This is a genomic window from Streptomyces sp. NPDC050433 (assembly GCF_044458565.1).
In the GTDB taxonomy this organism is placed as follows: Bacteria; Actinomycetota; Actinomycetes; order Streptomycetales; family Streptomycetaceae; genus Streptomyces.
In genome coordinates this window covers 70,012-87,765 of sequence record NZ_JBITIB010000009.1, presented here as the reverse complement: position 1 = coordinate 87,765, position 17,754 = coordinate 70,012, and the positions used below count along the sequence as shown (strand labels likewise).

Genomic DNA, 17,754 nt, shown 5'->3' with positions numbered 1-17,754 from the left:
AGGGGTGGGTGCGGGTACCCGATCTCGGTAGCGTTCAGCGGGGAGCTTCGACGGAGCGAAAAGGAACTTCCGGTTCGCGACGCACGGCGAACTCATTCGAACTCATTCCAGTGTCATTCCACGTGCTGGACAACCGAATTGGGCATCTCGTGAACGGGGCCGCCATGGGACAGGAAGAAAAGCTTCGCGCGTATCTCAAGCGGGCTACAGCCGACCTCCACGAGACGCGGCAACGGCTGCGGGAGGTCGAGTCACGCGGCTACGAGCCCATCGCGATCGTCGGCATGAGCTGTCGCTATCCCGGCGGTATTTCCACACCGGACGATCTGTGGCGGCTCGTGGCCGAGGGCCAGGACGCCATCGGTGATTTCCCCCTCGACCGAGGCTGGGATGTGGAGGGGCTCTACCACCCCGATCCCGAGCAGCCCGGAAAAACGTATGTGCGTAGGGGTGGATTCCTCTACGACGCCGCCGAATTCGACGCCGCGTTCTTCGGGATCAGCCCGCTGGAAGCCGGCCGGATGGACCCGCAGCAGCGCATCCTCCTCGAAGCGTCCTGGGAGGCGGTCGAACGCGCCGGACTGGCGCCCGAGGTCCTGCGCTCCAGCTCGACCGGCGTGTTCGCCGGCCTGATGTACCACGACTACGACGGTGGCGCCCCCGGCGGCAGCCTGGTCTCCGGCCAGGTCGCGTACAACCTCGGCCTCGAAGGTCCTGCCGTCTCGGTCGACACGGCCTGTTCGTCCTCGCTGGTCGCCGTGCACCTCGCCGCGCAGTCGCTGCGCAGCGGCGAGTGCACGATGGCGCTGGCCGGCGGTGTCGCCGTGATGAGCACCCCCGAGATCTTCGTCGACTTCAGCCGGCGCCGCGGGCTCGCGCCCGACGGCCGCTGCAAGTCGTTCTCCGACGACGCCGACGGCACCGCCTGGGCCGAGGGCGTCGGCGTGCTGGTGCTCGAACGGCTCTCCGACGCACGGCGGTTGGGCCACCGGGTGTGGGGCGTGGTGCGCGGCTCCGCCGTGAACCAGGACGGCGCGAGCAACGGCATGATGGCGCCGAACGGCCCCTCCCAGATCAAGGTCATCCAGCAGGCGCTCGCCGACGCGGGTCTCACCACGGCCGACGTGGACGCCGTCGAGGCCCATGGCACCGGAACCGCGCTCGGTGACCCCATCGAGGCGCGCTCGCTGCTCGCCACCTACGGCCAGGGCAGGCCCGCCGACCGGCCGCTGCGGCTCGGCTCCATCAAGTCCAACCTCGGCCATCCGCAGGCCGCGGCGGGCATCGCGGGCATCATCAAGATGCTCCTCGCCATGCGCCACCGGCAGTTGCCCAAGACCCTGCACGTGGGGGAGCCCTCACGGCACGTGGACTGGGCGTCGGGCGCGGTGAGTCTGCTCACCGAGGCGGAGCCCTGGCAGGACCACGGGCGTCCGCGCCGGGCGGCCGTCTCGTCGTTCGGTCTCAGCGGCACCAACGCGCACATCATCCTGGAGGAGGCCGAGGAGCGGGGCGCCGCCGTCCCGGCCGCCCCCGACGCGGGCTCCGCCTCCCCCTCCGACTCCAACTCCGGCTCCGGCTTCGACTCCGACGAGCGGCCGGCCGTCGGCGCGGTCACCCCGCTGGTGCTCTCCGGCAAGACGGAGTCCGCGCTGCGCGAGTCGGCCCGCCGCGTCGCCGTCCACCTGGACGCCGAAGCCGCCGCCGACCCCGGCGCCCGGCTGGACGACACCGGCCTCTCGCTGGTCACCGGCCGTTCCCTGTTCGAGCACCGGGCCGTCGTCGTCGGCGCCGACCGGGCCGAACTCGCGGCCGGGCTGCGCGCCTTGGCGAGCGGTGAGACCACGCAAGGTGTCGTGACCGGCCGGGCCGGAGCACGCGGCAAGACGGTGTTCGTCTTCTCCGGCCAGGGATCCCAGTGGGCCGGTATGACGACCCGGCTGCTCGGTGAGTCCGAGGTGTACGCGCAGCGTCTGGCGGAGTGCGAGAAGGCGCTGTCCCAGTACGTCGACTGGTCGGTGACCGAGGTCCTGCGCGGCCTTCCGGGCACGCCGCCCGCCGAACGCGTCGATGTCGTCCAGCCCGTGCTGTGGGCCGTGATGGTCTCCCTGGCCGCCGTCTGGCGCGCGCACGGCGTCGAACCGGACGTCGTCATCGGCCACTCGCAGGGCGAGATCGCCGCCGCGAGCGTGTCGGGCGCGCTGTCGCTGGACGACGGCGCTCGGGTGGTGGCCCTGCGCAGCAAGGCCATCGCCGAACTCCTCGACCGCCGGGGAGGCATGCTCGCCGTGGGCCTGTCGGCCGAGCGCGCCGAGGCATACGTGGACCGGTACCGCGACCAGGTCTCGATCGCCGCCGAGAACGGCGCCGAGTCCGTGGTGCTGTCCGGCGAGGGCACCGTACTGGACCGGCTGCGGGAGGAGTTGACGGCCGACGACATACGCGCCAAGCGGGTCCCGGTGGACTACGCCTCGCACTCCGCCTACGTCGACGCCCTGGAGGAGCGCCTGCTGAGCGACCTCGCGCCGATCGAACCGCGCGAGGCCGAGGTGGCGATGATGTCCACCGTCACCGGCGACTGGGTCGACGGTACGGAGCTGGACGCCCGCTACTGGTTCGACAATCTGCGCAACCGGGTCAGATTCGCCTCGGTGGTGGGGGAGTTGGCCACCGGCGGCCCCATGGCCTTCCTGGAGATCAGCGCCCACCCGGTGCTCGGTATGAGCATCCAGGAGACCCTGGACGCGCTCGACGACAACGCCGTCGTCACCGGCACCCTGCGGCGCGACGAGGGCGGTCTCGACCGGTTCGTCAGGTCGGCGGCCGAACGGCATGTACGCGGACTGCCCGTGGACTGGGCGACGTTCTTCCCGTACGCCGAGCCCGTCGACGTACCGACCACCCCGTTCCAGCGCACCCGGTACTGGCACCCCGAGTCCGCGGCCCCGCCCGCCGCCGTGCCCGGCACGACCGACGACGGGGGCCCTTTCTGGGCCGGTGTCGAGCGGAACGACACCGACACCCTCGCCGAGATGCTCGACGTGGACGCCGGGCAGCTGCGTGAGGTCGTCCCCGCCCTCTCCGCCTGGCGCCGGGAGCGGACCCGTATCTCCACCGTCGACTCCTGGCGCTACCGCGTGTCGTGGGCGCCACTGGCCGGCGGCTCGTTCGCCGGGCTGACCGGCACCTGGCTGCTCGTCGTCCCGCCCGGCGCCCGGCAGGCCGAGGCGACCGGCCGCGCGCTCGCCGCGAGCGGTGCCACCGTGGTCACGGCCGAGACCAACGGAGCGGACCGGACCGCGCTGACCGCCCGGCTGCGCGACGCGCTCGGCGGCCAACAGCCCACCGGTGTCCTGTCGTTGACAGCCACCGAAGGACCCGCGGAGACCGGGTACAGGGGACTTCCGTACCCCGTCGAGAGCACCCTCACGCTCTTCCAGGCCCTGCGCGACGCGGACATCGACGCACCCCTGTGGTGCGTCACCTCCGACGCTGTCGCGGTCGACACCGCCGAGGACGTCGACCCGGACGCCGCCTCCCTGTGGGGACTCGGCACCGTCCTCGCGCTCGACGCCCCCGACACCTGGGGCGGCATCGTCGACATCGCCGCGACCGAGTCCGGCGATCCCGCCGCGCTGGACCGGCTCTGCCGGATCCTGTCCGGCGCCGACGGCGAGGAGCAGGTGGCCGTGCGCCGTACGGGAGCGTTCGCCCGGCGGCTGGTACGCGCCCCGCTCGGCGACAGCGCCCACACCGCCTGGCGCCCGCGCGGCACCGTGCTGGTCACCGGCGGCACCGGAGTCGTCGGCTCGCACGTGGCGCGCTGGCTGGCGCGCGGCGGCGCCGAACGTATCGTCCTGGCCGGCCGCCGCGGCCCACAGGCACCCGGAGCCGGCGAACTGGCCGCCGAACTGAGGGCGTTGGGCGCCGATGTGCTCATCGAGTCCTGCGACGTCTCCGACGAGGCGGCGCTCGGCGCGCTGATCGCCGCACTGCCCGACGACAAGCCGTTGACCGCCGTCCTGCACGCGGCCGGTGTGCTGACCGAGGAGCCGCCGCTGACCGAGGCGACCCCCGAGGTGTTCGCCGACGCGATGCGCGCCAAGGCCGGCGGGGCCGCAGCCCTGGACAGGGTGCTCGGCGACCGGGAACTCGACGCGTTCGTCCTCTTCGCCTCCGGCGCCGCTGTCTGGGGCACCGGGGGACAGCCCGCCTACGCCGCCGCCAACGCCTATCTCGACGGCCTCGCCCAGCGCCGCCGCGCCCGCGGCCTCGCCGCGACCTCCGTCGCCTGGGGCTCCTGGGGCGGCGGCGGCATGGTCGGCGAGGAGAGCGGCGCGCACCTGCGCCGGATGGGCCTGGCCGAGATGGACCCGGAGCCCGCGGTGCGGGCGCTCGGGATGGCGCTGGACCGGGACGAGAGCCATCTCGTCGTCGCCGACATCGACTGGGACCTCTTCGTCCCCGTCTACACACTCACCCGTGACCGCCCCCTGTTGCGCGATCTCACCGACGCCCGGCGGGTGTTGGACGAGCAGTCCGCCGCCGACGCACCGGCCGCCGCCGACGGAGCGGGTACGGCGCTGGCGGACCGCCTCGCCGGGCTGACGGAGACCGAGCAGCACCAGCAGCTCCTCGAACTGGTACGGGGCCATGTCGCCGCCGTACTCGGCCACCCGGGCGCCGCGTCGATCGAACCGGCCGGTGTCTTCAAGGAGATCGGCTTCGACTCAGTGACGGCGGTCGACCTGCGCAACAGGCTCGGCGCGGCCGTCGGGCTGAAACTCCCCGCCACGGTCGTCTTCGACTACGTCAGCTCCAAGGCGCTCGCCGAACACCTGTGGACCCTGGTGTGCGAGCCGGAGGGCGCGGCGGCCGTCCCGCTGACCGTCGAACTCGACCGGCTGGAGGCCCGGTTGGCCGGGCTGAGCCGGGACGAGATCGAACGCACCCGCGTCACCGCACGGCTCCAGAGCCTTGTCGGAAAGCTGACCGGGACCCTCGGCGGCGGCGACGACGGCGCGGGCGTGACGGACCGGCTGAAGACGGCCACGGCCGACGACCTCTTCGACTTGATCGACAACGAACTCGGCGCGAGTTGACCGGGCCCATGGACAGGACACGAGAAGCGATGGCTGCTGACGAAGACAAGCTGGTCGACTACCTCAAGCGCGTGACGGCGAACCTGCATCAGACGCGTGAGCGGCTGCGCGAACTGGAGGCCGCCGAGCAGGAGCCGATAGCGATCGTCGCCATGGGCTGCCGCTTCCCCGGCGACATCCGCTCCCCGGAGGACCTGTGGAAGCTGGTGGCGGCGGGCGGCGACGCGATCGGCCCGTTCCCCACCGACCGCGGCTGGGAGGTGGACGCCCTCTTCGACGACGGGCCGGACGCCGACCGGGTCACCGAGGGCGGATTCCTCAGCGGAGCCGGTGACTTCGACGCCGCGTTCTTCGGCATCTCACCGCGCGAGGCCCTGGCCCTGGACCCGCAGCAGCGACTCGCGCTCGAACTCGCCTGGGAGACCCTGGAGCGCGCGGGCATCCCGCCGATGTCGCTCCGTGAGGCCCCGGTCGGCGTGTTCCTCGGCAGCGGCAGCCAGGACTACTACGACGGCGTGGCGCCCGACCGGATGGCGGCCGTCGCCGACGACTACCTCAGCACCGGCACGGCCGGCTCGGTCATCTCGGGCCGGATCGCGTACTCGCTGGGCCTCGAAGGCCCCGCCGTCACCGTCGACACCGCCTGCTCGTCCTCCCTGGTCGCGCTGCACCTGGCCGGCCAGGCCCTGCGGCAGCGCGACTGCTCCCTCGCGCTGGCCGGCGGCGTGATGGTGATGTCCACCCCCTCGCCGTTCCGCGCCTTCAGCCGGCAGCGCGGGCTCGCCCCGGACGGCCGCTGCAAGGCGTTCTCCGACAGCGCCGACGGCACCGGCTGGTCCGAGGGCGCCGGACTGCTCCTGCTGGAGCGGCTGTCCGACGCGCGCCGCAACGGCCACCCCGTCCTCGCGGTCATCCGCGGCTCCGCCGTCAACTCCGACGGCGCGTCCAACGGCCTCACCGCGCCCAACGGCCCCTCCCAGCAGCGCGTCATCCGGCAGGCCCTGACCAACGCGCAGCTGTCCCCGGCCGACATCGACGCCGTGGAGGGCCACGGCACCGGTACGACCCTGGGCGACCCGATCGAGGCGCAGGCGCTGATCGCCACGTACGGCGCGGACCGCCCCGCCGACCGGCCGCTGTGGCTCGGCTCCGTCAAGTCCAACATCGGGCACGCACAGGCCGCCGCCGGGGTGAGCGGCGTCATCAAGATGGTGCTCGCCATGCGCCACGGGCTGCTGCCCAGAACGCTGCATGTCAGCGAGCCCTCCGGGGAGATCGACTGGTCGGCCGGTGCCGTACGGCTGCTGGAGACCGAGCGCCCGTGGGAGAACGGCGGCACACCGCGCCGCGCGGGCGTGTCCTCGTTCGGGGTGAGCGGGACCAACGCGCACGTGATCCTGGAGGAGGCCCCGGCGGCAGAGGCCCCGGCCGACGACCCGTCGGCCGACGCTGCGGCGACGGACCCGGCGTGGCCCGCCGGTGTCGCCGTACCACTGCCCGTCACCGCCCAGAGCCCATCGGCGCTCCAGGCCCAGGCCGAGCAACTGGTCCCGGTCGCGGCCCGGCTCGCGGACTCGTCCCCGTACCGGCTGCTCGACCTCGGCTACTCGCTGGCGACCACACGCTCGCCGTTGCAGCACCGCGCCGTGGTCCTCGCCGACGACCCGGCCGCCGTGGGCGACGGACTCGCCGCGCTCGCCAAGGGCGCCACCGCCCCCGGTCTCCTGACCGGCCCGCCCGTCCCCGGCCGCACCGCGTTCCTCTTCTCCGGGCAGGGCTCGCAGCGTGTCGGCATGGGCCGTGAACTGCACGCCGCCTTCCCGGTGTTCGCCGAGGCGCTGGACACCGTGTGCGCCGTCTTCGCGCCGTTCCTGGACCGCCCGCTGCGCGACGTCATCTTCGACGACGCGGACAGGCTCGACCGTACCGAGTACACCCAACCCGCCCTGTTCGCCGTCGAGGTGGCCCTCTTCCGGCTCCTGGAGTCCTGGTCCGTCACACCGGACGTGCTCATCGGACACTCCATCGGCGAACTGGTCGCCGCCCATGTCGCCGGGGTGCTGGACCTGCACGACGCGTGCGCGCTCGTCGCCGCGCGCGGCAGGCTCATGCAGGCGCTGCCCGGCGGCGGCGCCATGATCGCGATCGAGGCCACCGAGGACGAGGTACGGCCCCTGCTCACCGACCGGGTGAGCATCGCCGCCGTCAACGGCCCCCGCTCCGTGGTCGTTTCGGGCGACGACGAGGCCGCCGCCGCGATCGCCGGCCGGTTCGGCGACACCGGCCGCAAGACCCGCCGACTGCGGGTCGGCCACGCCTTCCACTCCCCGCACATGGACGGCATGCTCACCGAGTTCGCCGCCGTCGTCCGGGGCCTGACTTTCGCCGCGCCCACCATCCCCGTCGTCTCGAACGTGACGGGCGAACTCGCCACGTCCGGTGAACTGGGCAGCGCCGAGTACTGGGTTCGGCACGTCCGCGAGGCGGTCCGCTTCCACGACGGCGTACGCACCCTGGAGGCCTCCGGCGTCACCCGTTACGTCGAGGTCGGCCCGGACGGCGTCCTCACCGCGCTCGCCCGCCGCGCCCTGACCACGACACCCGAGGACGGCGCCGTCCTGCTTCCGACGCTGCGCGCGAACCGGGCCGAGCCCGCCGCCGTACTGACCGCGCTGGCCCAGCTGTACGTCGGCGGCGTCGACCCCGACTGGACGGCCGTCTTCGCCGCGCGGGGCGCCCGCCGTGTCCCGCTTCCGGTCTACGCCTTCCAGCACCGCCGCTACTGGCTCGACGGGCGCGGCACCGAGGACGACGTCACCTCGGCGGGCCTGCGCACGCACGGGCACCCCCTGCTCGGCGCGGCCATCACCCTCGCGGGCACCGGGGGCGCCGTGCTGACCGGCCGGCTCTCGCTCGCCCAACAGCCGTGGCTCGCCCAGCACATGGTGGGCGAGGTGGCCATGCTGCCCGGCACCGCCTTCGTCGAACTCGCCGTCCAGGCGGGCGACCAGGTCGGCTGCGGACGCGTCGACGAGCTGACCCTCAGCGGCCCCCTGGTGCTGCCCGCGCACGGCGGCGTACGCGTCCAGCTCACCGTCGGCGCCGCCGACCCCGCCGGGCGCCGCCCCGTCACGGTTCACTCGCAGCCCGACGACGCCCCCGACGACGAGCCGTGGACCCGGCACGCGGCGGGCACCGTCGTCGCGTCGACCGGCCGCCCCGGCGCGGCACTGGCCGTCTGGCCGCCGAAGGACGCCCAGGAGATCCCGCTGGACGGGCTCTACGACGACTTCGCCGACACCGGGCTGACCTACGGCCCCGTCTTCCGCTCGCTGCGCGCCGCCTGGCGGGTCGGCGACGAGATCTTCGCCGAGGTGCGGCTGCCCGACGAACCGCCGCACGGCGCCGAGGAGTTCGCACTCCACCCGGCCGCCCTCGACGCGGCGACGCACGCCCTGCGCGCGGCGGGCGGCGGCGACAGTACGGCCGGCGGGGCCGGCCTCGTCCCGTTCTCCTGGTCCGGCGTCGAACTGCACGCGAGCGGCGCGTCCGCGCTGCGCGTGCGGTTCTCGCCGACCGCGCCCGAGACCTTCGCCGTGACGGTCGCCGACGCGGCGGGCGACCCCGTCGCCACCGTCGAGGCGAACGTGTTCCGCCCGCTGGAGACGGCCGCGCCCACCGCCACGGCCGTCCACCCGCTGTACCGGACGGACTGGCAGCCGATCCCGGCCGGTCCGCTGCCCGGACACCCGGCGCGAACCGCCGAGTTCGACGACGTCGACCTGAGCGGCGTCACCGGTCCCGTGCCGGAGGTCGTCGTACTGCGCTCCACGCCCGGAACGGACGCGGAGTCGACCCGCGCGGCCACCCGCCGCGCGCTGCTCGCCGCCCAGAACTGGCTGGCCTCCGACCACACCGCCGACTCCACGCTCGTCCTGCTCACCACGGGCGCCGTCCCGGCCGGCGGCGCGCCGGTGCGCGACCTCGCGGGCGCGGCCGTCTGGGGCCTGGTCCGCGCGGCGCAGGCCGAACACCCCGACCGGTTCGTGCTGCTCGACGTCGAGGAGGCGGACGCGGGGAAGGACCTCGGCGACGCCGTACTGGCCGCCGTACGCACCTCCGGCGAGCCGCAGCTCGCGGTACGCGGCACTCTCCCGCACGCCGCCCGGCTCAACCGGACCCCGGCCGCCCAAGAGGCCCCCGACAGCCGGGTGTTCGACCCCGAGGGCACCGTGCTCATCACCGGCGCGTCCGGCGCGCTCGGCGGGGTCGTCGCCCGCCATCTCGTCACCGAACACGGCGTACGCCACCTGCTGTTGCTGAGCCGTGGCGGCAAGTCGGCGGTCGGCGGCCTCGTCGCCGAACTCACCGCGCTCGGCGCCCGCGTGAGCGTGTCCGCCTGCGACGTGGCCGACCGCGAGGCGCTCGGCAAGGCGCTGGGCCGTATCCCCAAGAAGCACCCCCTGACGGCCGTGCTGCACGCCGCCGGGGTGCTGGACGACGCCGTACTGACCGCGCTGACGCCCGAACGGGTGGACGCGGTGCTGCGGCCCAAGGTCGACGGCGTACTGAACCTGCACGAGCTGACCCGCGGCGGCGACCTCGCCGCGTTCGTGCTGTTCTCCTCCGTCTCCGCCGTCCTCGGCGCCCCCGGCCAGGCCAACTACGCCGCCGCCAACGCTTTCCTGGACGCACTGGCCGCCCACCGCCGCGCCGACGGACTGCCCGCGCTGTCCGTGGCCTGGGGTCTGTGGAGCGGGATCGGCGGCATGGGCGGCGCCCTCGCCGACGCCGACACCACCCGGCACGCGCGCGGGGGCCTGCTGCCGCTGTCCACGGACGAAGGACTCGCGCTTCTCGACGCCGCGCTCCGCGAGACACCCGGCGACGGCGGCCCCTCCGGCGCCACGACCGTCGCCGTGAGACTCGACCTCGCCGCCCTGCGCGCCTGGGGCGCCGACGCGCCGAAGCAGCTCCACACCCTGGCCGGCGGCGCCGCGCGCCGCGTGGCGGCCGGAGCCGTCGAACGCACCGTCTCGTACGCCGAGTCGGTGGCCGCGCTGCCCGCCGAGGACCGCCTCGGGGCCGTACTCGACCTCGTACGCGAACACACCGCGTCCGTCCTGGCCTACCCGTCCGCGCGCGACATCGACCCGCTGCTCGAATTCCAGCAGCTCGGCTTCGACTCGCTGACCGCGATCGAACTGCGCAACGGCCTCAACACCGCCACCGCCCTGCGGCTGCCCGCCACGCTCGTCTTCGACTACCCGACACCCACCGCACTCGCCGAGTATCTGCTCGGCGCCCTGTCCGGGGTGAGCGAGGGCGCCGCCGTCGCCGCACCGGCCGTCGGCGAGGCGGACGAGCCCGTCGCCGTCGTCGGCCTCGCCTGCCGCTTCCCCGGCGGTGTCTCCTCGCCCGACGACCTGTGGCGGATGCTCTCCGAACAGGCCGACGGCATAGGGGAGTTCCCCGCCGACCGGGGCTGGGACGTCGAGGGTCTGTACGACCCCGACCGCCGCCGCCCGAACACCAGTTACGTGCGCGAGGGCGGCTTCCTGTACGACGCGGGCGACTTCGACCCGGCGTTCTTCGGCGTCGCGCCGAAGGAGGCGCCGATGATCGACCCGCAGCAGCGGATCCTCCTGGAAGCGTCGTGGGAGGCGCTGGAGCGGGCCGGTATCGACCCCCGGTCGCTCAAGGGCAGCCGCACCGGTGTGTACGCCGGTGTGCAGTACCACGACTATCTGGGCGCGGGCAGCTCCGGCTCCATCGTGACCGGGCGTGTCGCCTACAGCCTCGGCCTCGAAGGCCCCGCCGTGTCGGTCGACACGGCGTGCTCCTCGTCGCTGGTCGCGCTGCACCTGGCCGCGCAGGCACTGCGGCAGGGCGACTGCTCGCTGGCGCTGGCCGGCGGCGTCACGGTGATGGCGACGCCCGAGACGTTCGTCGAGTTCAGCAGGCAGGGCGGGCTCGCCCCGGACGGCCGCTGCAAGGCGTTCTCCGACGACGCGGACGGCACCGCCTGGTCCGAGGGCGCCGGCCTGGTCGTCCTGGAACGGCTCTCCGACGCGCGCCGCAACGGCCACCCGGTCCTCGCCCTCGTACGCGGCTCCGCCGTGAACCAGGACGGTACGTCCAACGGCCTCACCGCCCCCAACGGCCCCGCCCAGCAACGGGTGATCCGGCAGGCACTCGCCAGTGCCCGCCTCGGCGCGGGCGACGTCGACGCCGTCGAGGCGCACGGCACCGGCACGAAGCTCGGCGACCCCATCGAGGCGCAGGCGCTGATGGCGACGTACGGCCAGGACGCCCCGGCGGACCGGCCGCTGCTCATCGGGTCCGTCAAGTCCAACATCGGGCACACCCAGGCCGCCGCCGGCGTCGCCGGGATCATCAAGATGGTGCTCGCCATGCGGCACGCCGAACTGCCGAAGACGCTGCACGTCAGGGCGCCGTCCGGGGAGATCGACTGGTCGGCGGGGAACGTGCGGCTGCTCGCCGATGCCGTGCCGTGGGAGCGCTCGGACCGGCCCCGTCGCGCGGGCGTCTCGTCGTTCGGCGTGAGCGGCACCAACGCGCACGTGATCATCGAGGAGCCGCCCGCCGACGACACAGCGGCCGACGACACACCGGCCGACGACGGTGCGGCGGACACCCCGACCGTGCCCTGGGTGCTCTCCGGCCGGAACAAGGAGGCTCTGCGCCTCCAGGCCGAGCGGCTGCTCTCCTACTTGAACGACGACCCCGACCGGGACCTCGCCGACGTCGGCCACTCGCTCGCCACCTCACGCGCCGCACTGGAGAACCGCGCGGTCGTGGTCGGGAGCCGGTACCCGGAGTTCCTGCGCGGCCTGATGGCGCTGGTCGACGGCGAGGAGGCGCCCGGCGTCGCCGAGGGCGTCGCGGGCACGGGCGGCCGGACCGGGTTCCTCTTCTCCGGCCAGGGCGCGCAGCGGCTCGGCATGGGCCGTGAACTGTACGAGGAGTTCCCGGTGTTCGCCGCCGCGCTGGACAGCGTGTGCGAGGTGATCGACCGGTACGCGGCCCGTCCGCTGCGCGAGGTGATGTGGGCCGAGCCCGACACGGCCGACGCGCTCCTGCTGGACGAGACCGAGTTCACCCAGCCCGCCCTCTTCGCCGTCGAGGTCGCGCTGTTCCGGCTGCTGGAGGCGTGGGGGATCAGGCCCGACTACGTCGCGGGCCACTCCGTCGGCGAACTCACCGCGGCCCATGTCACCGGCGTACTCACGCTGGAGGACGCCGGCGCACTCGTCGTGGCGCGCGGCGCGCTGATGCAGGCGCTGCCCGCCGGCGGGGCGATGACCGCCGTCGCCGCCTCGGAGGAGCGCGTACGGGCCGCCCTCACGGACGGGGTCGACATCGCCGCCGTCAACGGACCGGAGTCGGTGGTGATCTCGGGCCCGGCCGAAGCGGTCGACGCCGTCGCCGAGCGGTTCGGCCGGACCCGGCGGCTGCGGGTCTCGCACGCCTTCCACTCGGGCCTGATGGACCCGATTCTGGACGAACTCGCCTCCGTGGCACAGAAGTCGGACTTCTCCCGGCCGCGCGTCCCGATCGTCTCCACGGTCACCGGCGAGGAGATCGGCGACGAGCTGAGCACCCCGGAGTACTGGGTCGGGCAGGTGCGCAGTCCCGTACGGTTCCACGACGCCGTCCGCGCCATGGACGCGCTCGGGGTGACCCGATACGTGGAGATCGGCCCCGGATCGACCCTCGCCGCCCTCGCCCAGGAGACCCTGGTGGAGCGGTCGGAGGAGGTCCTGGTCACCCCGCTCCTCGGCAAGGACCAGAAGGAGCCCGCCGCCGCCCTGACCGGGCTCGGCCGGCTGCACGTCGCGGGCACGGCCGTCGACTGGCGCGGTGTGTTCGGCGAGCGCCGCCAGGTCGAGCTGCCCACCTACCCGTTCCAGCGGCAGCGCTACTGGCTGGAGACCGCCTCGGCCGGTGCCGGACCCGAGGAGCACCCGCTGCTCGGTTCCGCGACCGAACTCGCGGGCGCCGACGGCGTGTTGTTCGCCGGCCGGGTCTCGGTCGGCACCCACCCGTGGCTCGCCGACCACCGCGTGGAGCGCTCGGTGCTCTTCCCCGGCACGGCCTTCGTGGAGATGGCGATCCGCGCCGGTGACGAGGTCGGCTGCCCGCAACTGGACGAACTGACCATCGAGGCGCCCCTGATCGTGCCCGAGCGCGCCGGCGTACGGCTCCAACTCGCCGTGGACACACCGGACTCGGCAGGCGTACGGCGCTTCAGCGTCCACTCGCGCGTGGAAGGGGCCGACGACCGGCTGCCGTGGACCCGGCACGCCGCCGGAGCGCTGGCACCGGCCGCCGCCGCGCGGACGTCGTTCGACCTCACCCAGTGGCCGCCGCCGGGCGCCGAGCGGCTGCCGCTCGACGGGATGTACACCGACCTCGCGGAACAGGGACTGGCCTACGGTCCCGCGTTCCAGAGCCTGCGCACCGTATGGCGGCGCGGCGACGAGGTGTTCGGCGAGGTGAGTCTGGAGCCCGGCACCCACGCCGACGTCGACCGGTTCGGCATCCACCCCGCGCTCCTCGACGCCGCCCTGCACACCATCGGCTGCGGGGCGTCGGCGGGCAGCGAGCCCGTGCTCCCGTTCTCCTGGGAGCGGGTCGACCTGCACGCGGTGGGCACCACCCATGTGCGCGTACACGTACGGCCTTCCGGCAACGGCGTGGTGGCCCTGGACATCGCCGACGCCGCCGGAAAGCCCGTCGTCTCCGTCGGATCGCTGCTGCTGCGGCCGATGTCCGCCGCCACGGCCCGGCCCGTGGCCGCGCCCGCCAGGCACGCCGACACCCTGTTCGGCGTGGAGTGGCAGCCGGTCGCGGCCGGCCCGGTGGGCGGAACGGGCGGCTGGAGCGTCCTCGGACCGGATCGCTGGGGACTGGCCGACACCCTCGGCGCCACCGTCGTCGGCGACCCGGCGGCAGACGAGGGCCCCGTCACCCTGCTGCCCGCGGGCTCCGAGGAGGACGGCGCCGACGCCGTACACGACGAGGTGAACCGCGTCCTCGCGGTGCTCCGGTCGTGGCTGGCGGACCCGCGTTCGGCGGACCGCAAGCTCGTCGTGGTCACCCGCGGGGCGGTCGCGTGCGACGGCGAGAGCCCGCGCGACCTGGCGGGCGCGGCGGTGGCCGGCCTGGTGCGTTCGGCACAGGTCGAACACCCCGGCGCCATCGTGCTCGTGGACCTCGAAGCGAGCGGCACCGCGGCCGGCACCGAGACCGGCGCGGCCCTGCGGACGCTGCCCGCGGCCACGGCCGCGGGGGAGTCACAGACGGCGCTGCGCGACGGCGCCGTCCTCGCTCCCCGGATGGTCCGGATCACCGCCCCCACCACCCCCGCCGCCGCGCTCTGGGACCCCGAGGGGACCGTCCTGGTCACCGGCGCGGGCGGGGCACTCGGCGGCGCCGTCGCCCGCCATCTCGTCGCCGAACACGCCGTACGCCACCTGCTGTTGGCGAGCCGGCGCGGCGCGGACGCCCCCGGCGCCGCCGCACTGCGCGACGAACTGGCCGGACTCGGCGCGACCGTCTCCGTCGTCGCCTGCGACATCGCCGACCGGGACGCGGTGGCGGCCCTGCTCGCCACCGTCCCCGCCGACCGACCGCTGCGCGGCGTCGTGCACGCCGCCGGTGTGCTGGACGACGGCGTGATCGCCTCGCTCACCCCGGACCGGGTGGACGCGGTGCTGCGGCCGAAGGTCGACGCGGCGCTCAATCTGCACGAACTGACCGCGGGGCTCGACCTGTCGGCGTTCGTCCTGTTCTCCTCGGCGGCCGGCGTGCTCGGCTCGCCCGGACAGGGCAGCTACGCGGCGGCGAACGCGTTCCTGGACGCGCTGGCCGCCCGGCGCCGGGCCACGGGACTGGCCGGGACATCACTGGCCTGGGGCGCCTGGGACACCGGCGACGGCGGCATGGCCGACGGACTCGGCGCTGCCGACACCGCCCGTATCGCGGGCACCGGCATCGGCACGCTGTCCACGGCGGACGGTCTCGGTCTCCTCGACACCGCCCGCTCCCTGGATGACGCGCTCCTGCTGCCGATCCGGCTGGACATCCGGGCGCTCGCCGGGCAGGACGCCGACGAACTGCCCGCGCTCTTCCGGAGCCTGATGCCCTCCTCCGCGCGCCGTACGGCCGACGACACCGCGGCCGAGAGCGGCACGCTGCGCGAACGGCTGGCGGAGATGCGGCCCCACCAGCGGATGCCCGCACTGCTCGCACTCGTCAGGACACACGCCGCCGGGATCCTCGGCTACGCGAGCCCCGACGAGATCGAGCTGGACAAACCGTTCAACGAGGTCGGTTTCGACTCACTGTCGGCGATGGGTTTCCGGAACAAGCTCACGCTGGTCACCGGGCTGAAACTGTCCGCGGGCATGATCTACGACTACCCGAACCCGCGCGCGCTCGCCGAGCACCTGGGCGCCGAACTGGCCCCGGTCACCGACGAGTCGGCGGCCCCGGCCGCCCTGACCGACGACGGCATCCGAGACGCGCTCAGCGCGATCCCGGTGGTTAGACTGCGCGAGGCGGGACTCCTGAACGGACTTCTCGAACTCGCCGGGATCGAGCCGGAACCCGTTTCCGGCGCCGGCGCCGAGGGGGACGATGAAGGCACCGGTGGGTCGGCGGCCATCGACGCCATGGACAGCGACGCGCTGATCAGCATGGCGCTGGGCGAAGCGCTCGGCGACGACCCCGCGACAGGCTGACCCGCGCGACAGACCGCACCGGCCGCCCCTGGATCCGCCCACCGCACTACCCATGTAGGGAGATGTACCTGGATGCCCAGCAGCTACATGATCGAGGCGAAGGGGCTACGCAAATCGTTCGGCAGCGTATCGGTCCTCACGTCGGTCGATCTGACCGTCGAACGCGGCACGATGCTCGCACTGCTGGGGCCCAACGGCGCCGGCAAGACCACCGCGGTCCGGATCATGAGCACCCTGCTCACCGCCGACGGCGGGACCGTGACCATCGGCGGCCACGACGTCACGAGCAACGCCCGCGCCGTACGCCGGCTCATCGGGCTCACCGGCCAGAACACGGCGGTGGACGAACTGCTCACCGGTCACGAGAACCTGGTGATGATGGGCCGGCTGTTCCGCCTCGGCAAGGCCGCGGCCCTACAGCGGGCGGGGGAGCTGTTGGAGCAGTTCAGCCTCGTGGACGCCGCCCACCGGCCGATCAAGACCTACTCAGGCGGTATGCGCCGCAGGCTCGACCTCGCGGTCAGTCTGCTCAACTCGCCGCCGGTGCTCTTCCTCGACGAGCCGACCACCGGACTGGACCCGACCAGCAGGATGGAGATGTGGGACACCATCAGATCCCTGATGGCGGCAGGCACCACGGTCCTGCTCACCACCCAGTACCTCGAAGAGGCCGACCAACTCGCCGACCACATCGCCCTGATCAACGGGGGCCGGGTCGTCGCCGAGGGGACGGCGCAGCAGCTGAAGGCCCAGGTCGGCACGGAACGCGTCGAACTCACCTTCGCGGCAGGCGATATGACGACGGCTCATGCCCTCTACGACGGCGAGCGGTTGGACGAGCACACCATCAGCGTGCCGATCGAAAGCGTCGCGGACATCCGCAACCTGCTGAATCTGGCAACCGAGAAGGGCGTCGACGTCACGCGGTTCGCGCTCCACGAACCCACGCTCGACGACGTGTTCCGCACGCTGACCAGCGGCGCCAACGCCGTCCGGGGCCCGCTCGGCGACGGCTCGGGCACCACCACGGGAGACACGACATGACCCAGGCCGTCGCGACCACCGCGCCCAAGGAACGCTCGTCGTTCGCTCTCGTCGTCGGTGACTGCGGGGTGCTCGTCGGCAGAAGCCTGCGCCACCTCACCCGCAGCATGGACCAGATGATCCAGGCCGTTGCCCTGCCCGTCATGCTGCTCCTGCTGTTCCGCTACATGTTCGGTGGCGCGATCGACACCGGCGGACCGTCGTACGTCAACTATCTGATCGCCGGAATCGTGGTGCTCAGCGTGGCGTTCAGCGCCTCCGCGACCTCGGTCGGAGTGGCGAGCGACCTCCAGAACGGGATCGTCGACCGGTTCCGCTCCATGCCGATGTTCGGCCCCGCCGTCCTCGTCGGACATGTGGTCTCCGCCTCGCTGCGGAACATCCTGTCCGTCGTCATGGTGATCGGCGTCGGCTACCTGGTCGACTTCCGCCCGAACGCGACCGCCTCCGAATGGCTGGCCGTCTGCGGCATCCTGCTGGTGTTCCTGGTCGCCATCGCCTGGATCGCCACACTCTTCGGGGTCATCGCCGGCAGCGTCGAGGCCGCCAGCGGCTACTCCATGATCCTGGTGTTCCTGCCGTACGCGAGCAGCGCGCTCGTACCGGCGGACGGCATGCCGACCGTGCTGCGCGTCATCGTCGAGAACCAGCCGTTCACCCCGGTCGTCGACGCCGTACGCGCGCTGCTGATCGGCACGCCCGTCGGGAACAGCGCCTGGGTGGCGCTCGCCTGGTGGGTGCCGATCCTGCTCGTCACGTCGGTGTTCACGATGCGGGTCTTCCACCGGCACACCAACAAGTGACGCCGTGACCACGTCCGTTGTACGGGCCGCGCGCGC

General features: G+C 73.5%; 4 protein-coding genes. All 4 read left to right on the top strand.

Annotated features, from left to right (window positions below; translation table 11 throughout):
- Positions 1-110 precede the first annotated feature (110 nt).
- The 4 genes from ACIBLA_RS13290 (at position 111) to ACIBLA_RS13275 (ending at position 17,718) form a co-directional block, all read left to right on the top strand.
- Complete coding sequence (locus ACIBLA_RS13290; protein WP_399198597.1) at positions 111-5,102, top strand: type I polyketide synthase; 4,992 nt, start codon at positions 111-113, stop codon at positions 5,100-5,102.
- A gap of 29 nt (positions 5,103-5,131) precedes the next feature.
- Positions 5,132-15,871 (top strand): type I polyketide synthase, encoded by a 10,740-nt coding sequence (locus ACIBLA_RS13285; RefSeq protein ID WP_399198596.1) that lies wholly within the window; start codon positions 5,132-5,134, stop codon positions 15,869-15,871.
- 72 nt (positions 15,872-15,943) lie between these two features.
- On the top strand, positions 15,944-16,915 hold the full coding sequence (locus tag ACIBLA_RS13280; protein ID WP_399198595.1) for an ATP-binding cassette domain-containing protein: 972 nt from the start codon (positions 15,944-15,946) through the stop codon (positions 16,913-16,915).
- A complete protein-coding gene (locus ACIBLA_RS13275) occupies positions 16,912-17,718 on the top strand; it encodes an ABC transporter permease (RefSeq protein WP_363240938.1) in 807 nt (268 codons plus the stop codon). The genes ACIBLA_RS13280 and ACIBLA_RS13275 overlap by 4 nt, the downstream gene beginning before the upstream one ends.
- Positions 17,719-17,754: the final 36 nt, after the last annotated feature.

Excerpts from the sequence above, each read along its gene's own strand:
- ACIBLA_RS13285 (WP_399198596.1), top strand. The coding sequence starts at position 5,132 with ATGGCTGCTGACGAAGACAAGCTGGTCGACTACCTCAAGCGCGTGACG.
- ACIBLA_RS13280 (WP_399198595.1), top strand. The coding sequence starts at position 15,944 with ATGCCCAGCAGCTACATGATCGAGGCGAAGGGGCTACGCAAATCGTTC.
- ACIBLA_RS13275 (WP_363240938.1), top strand. The coding sequence starts at position 16,912 with ATGACCCAGGCCGTCGCGACCACCGCGCCCAAGGAACGCTCGTCGTTC.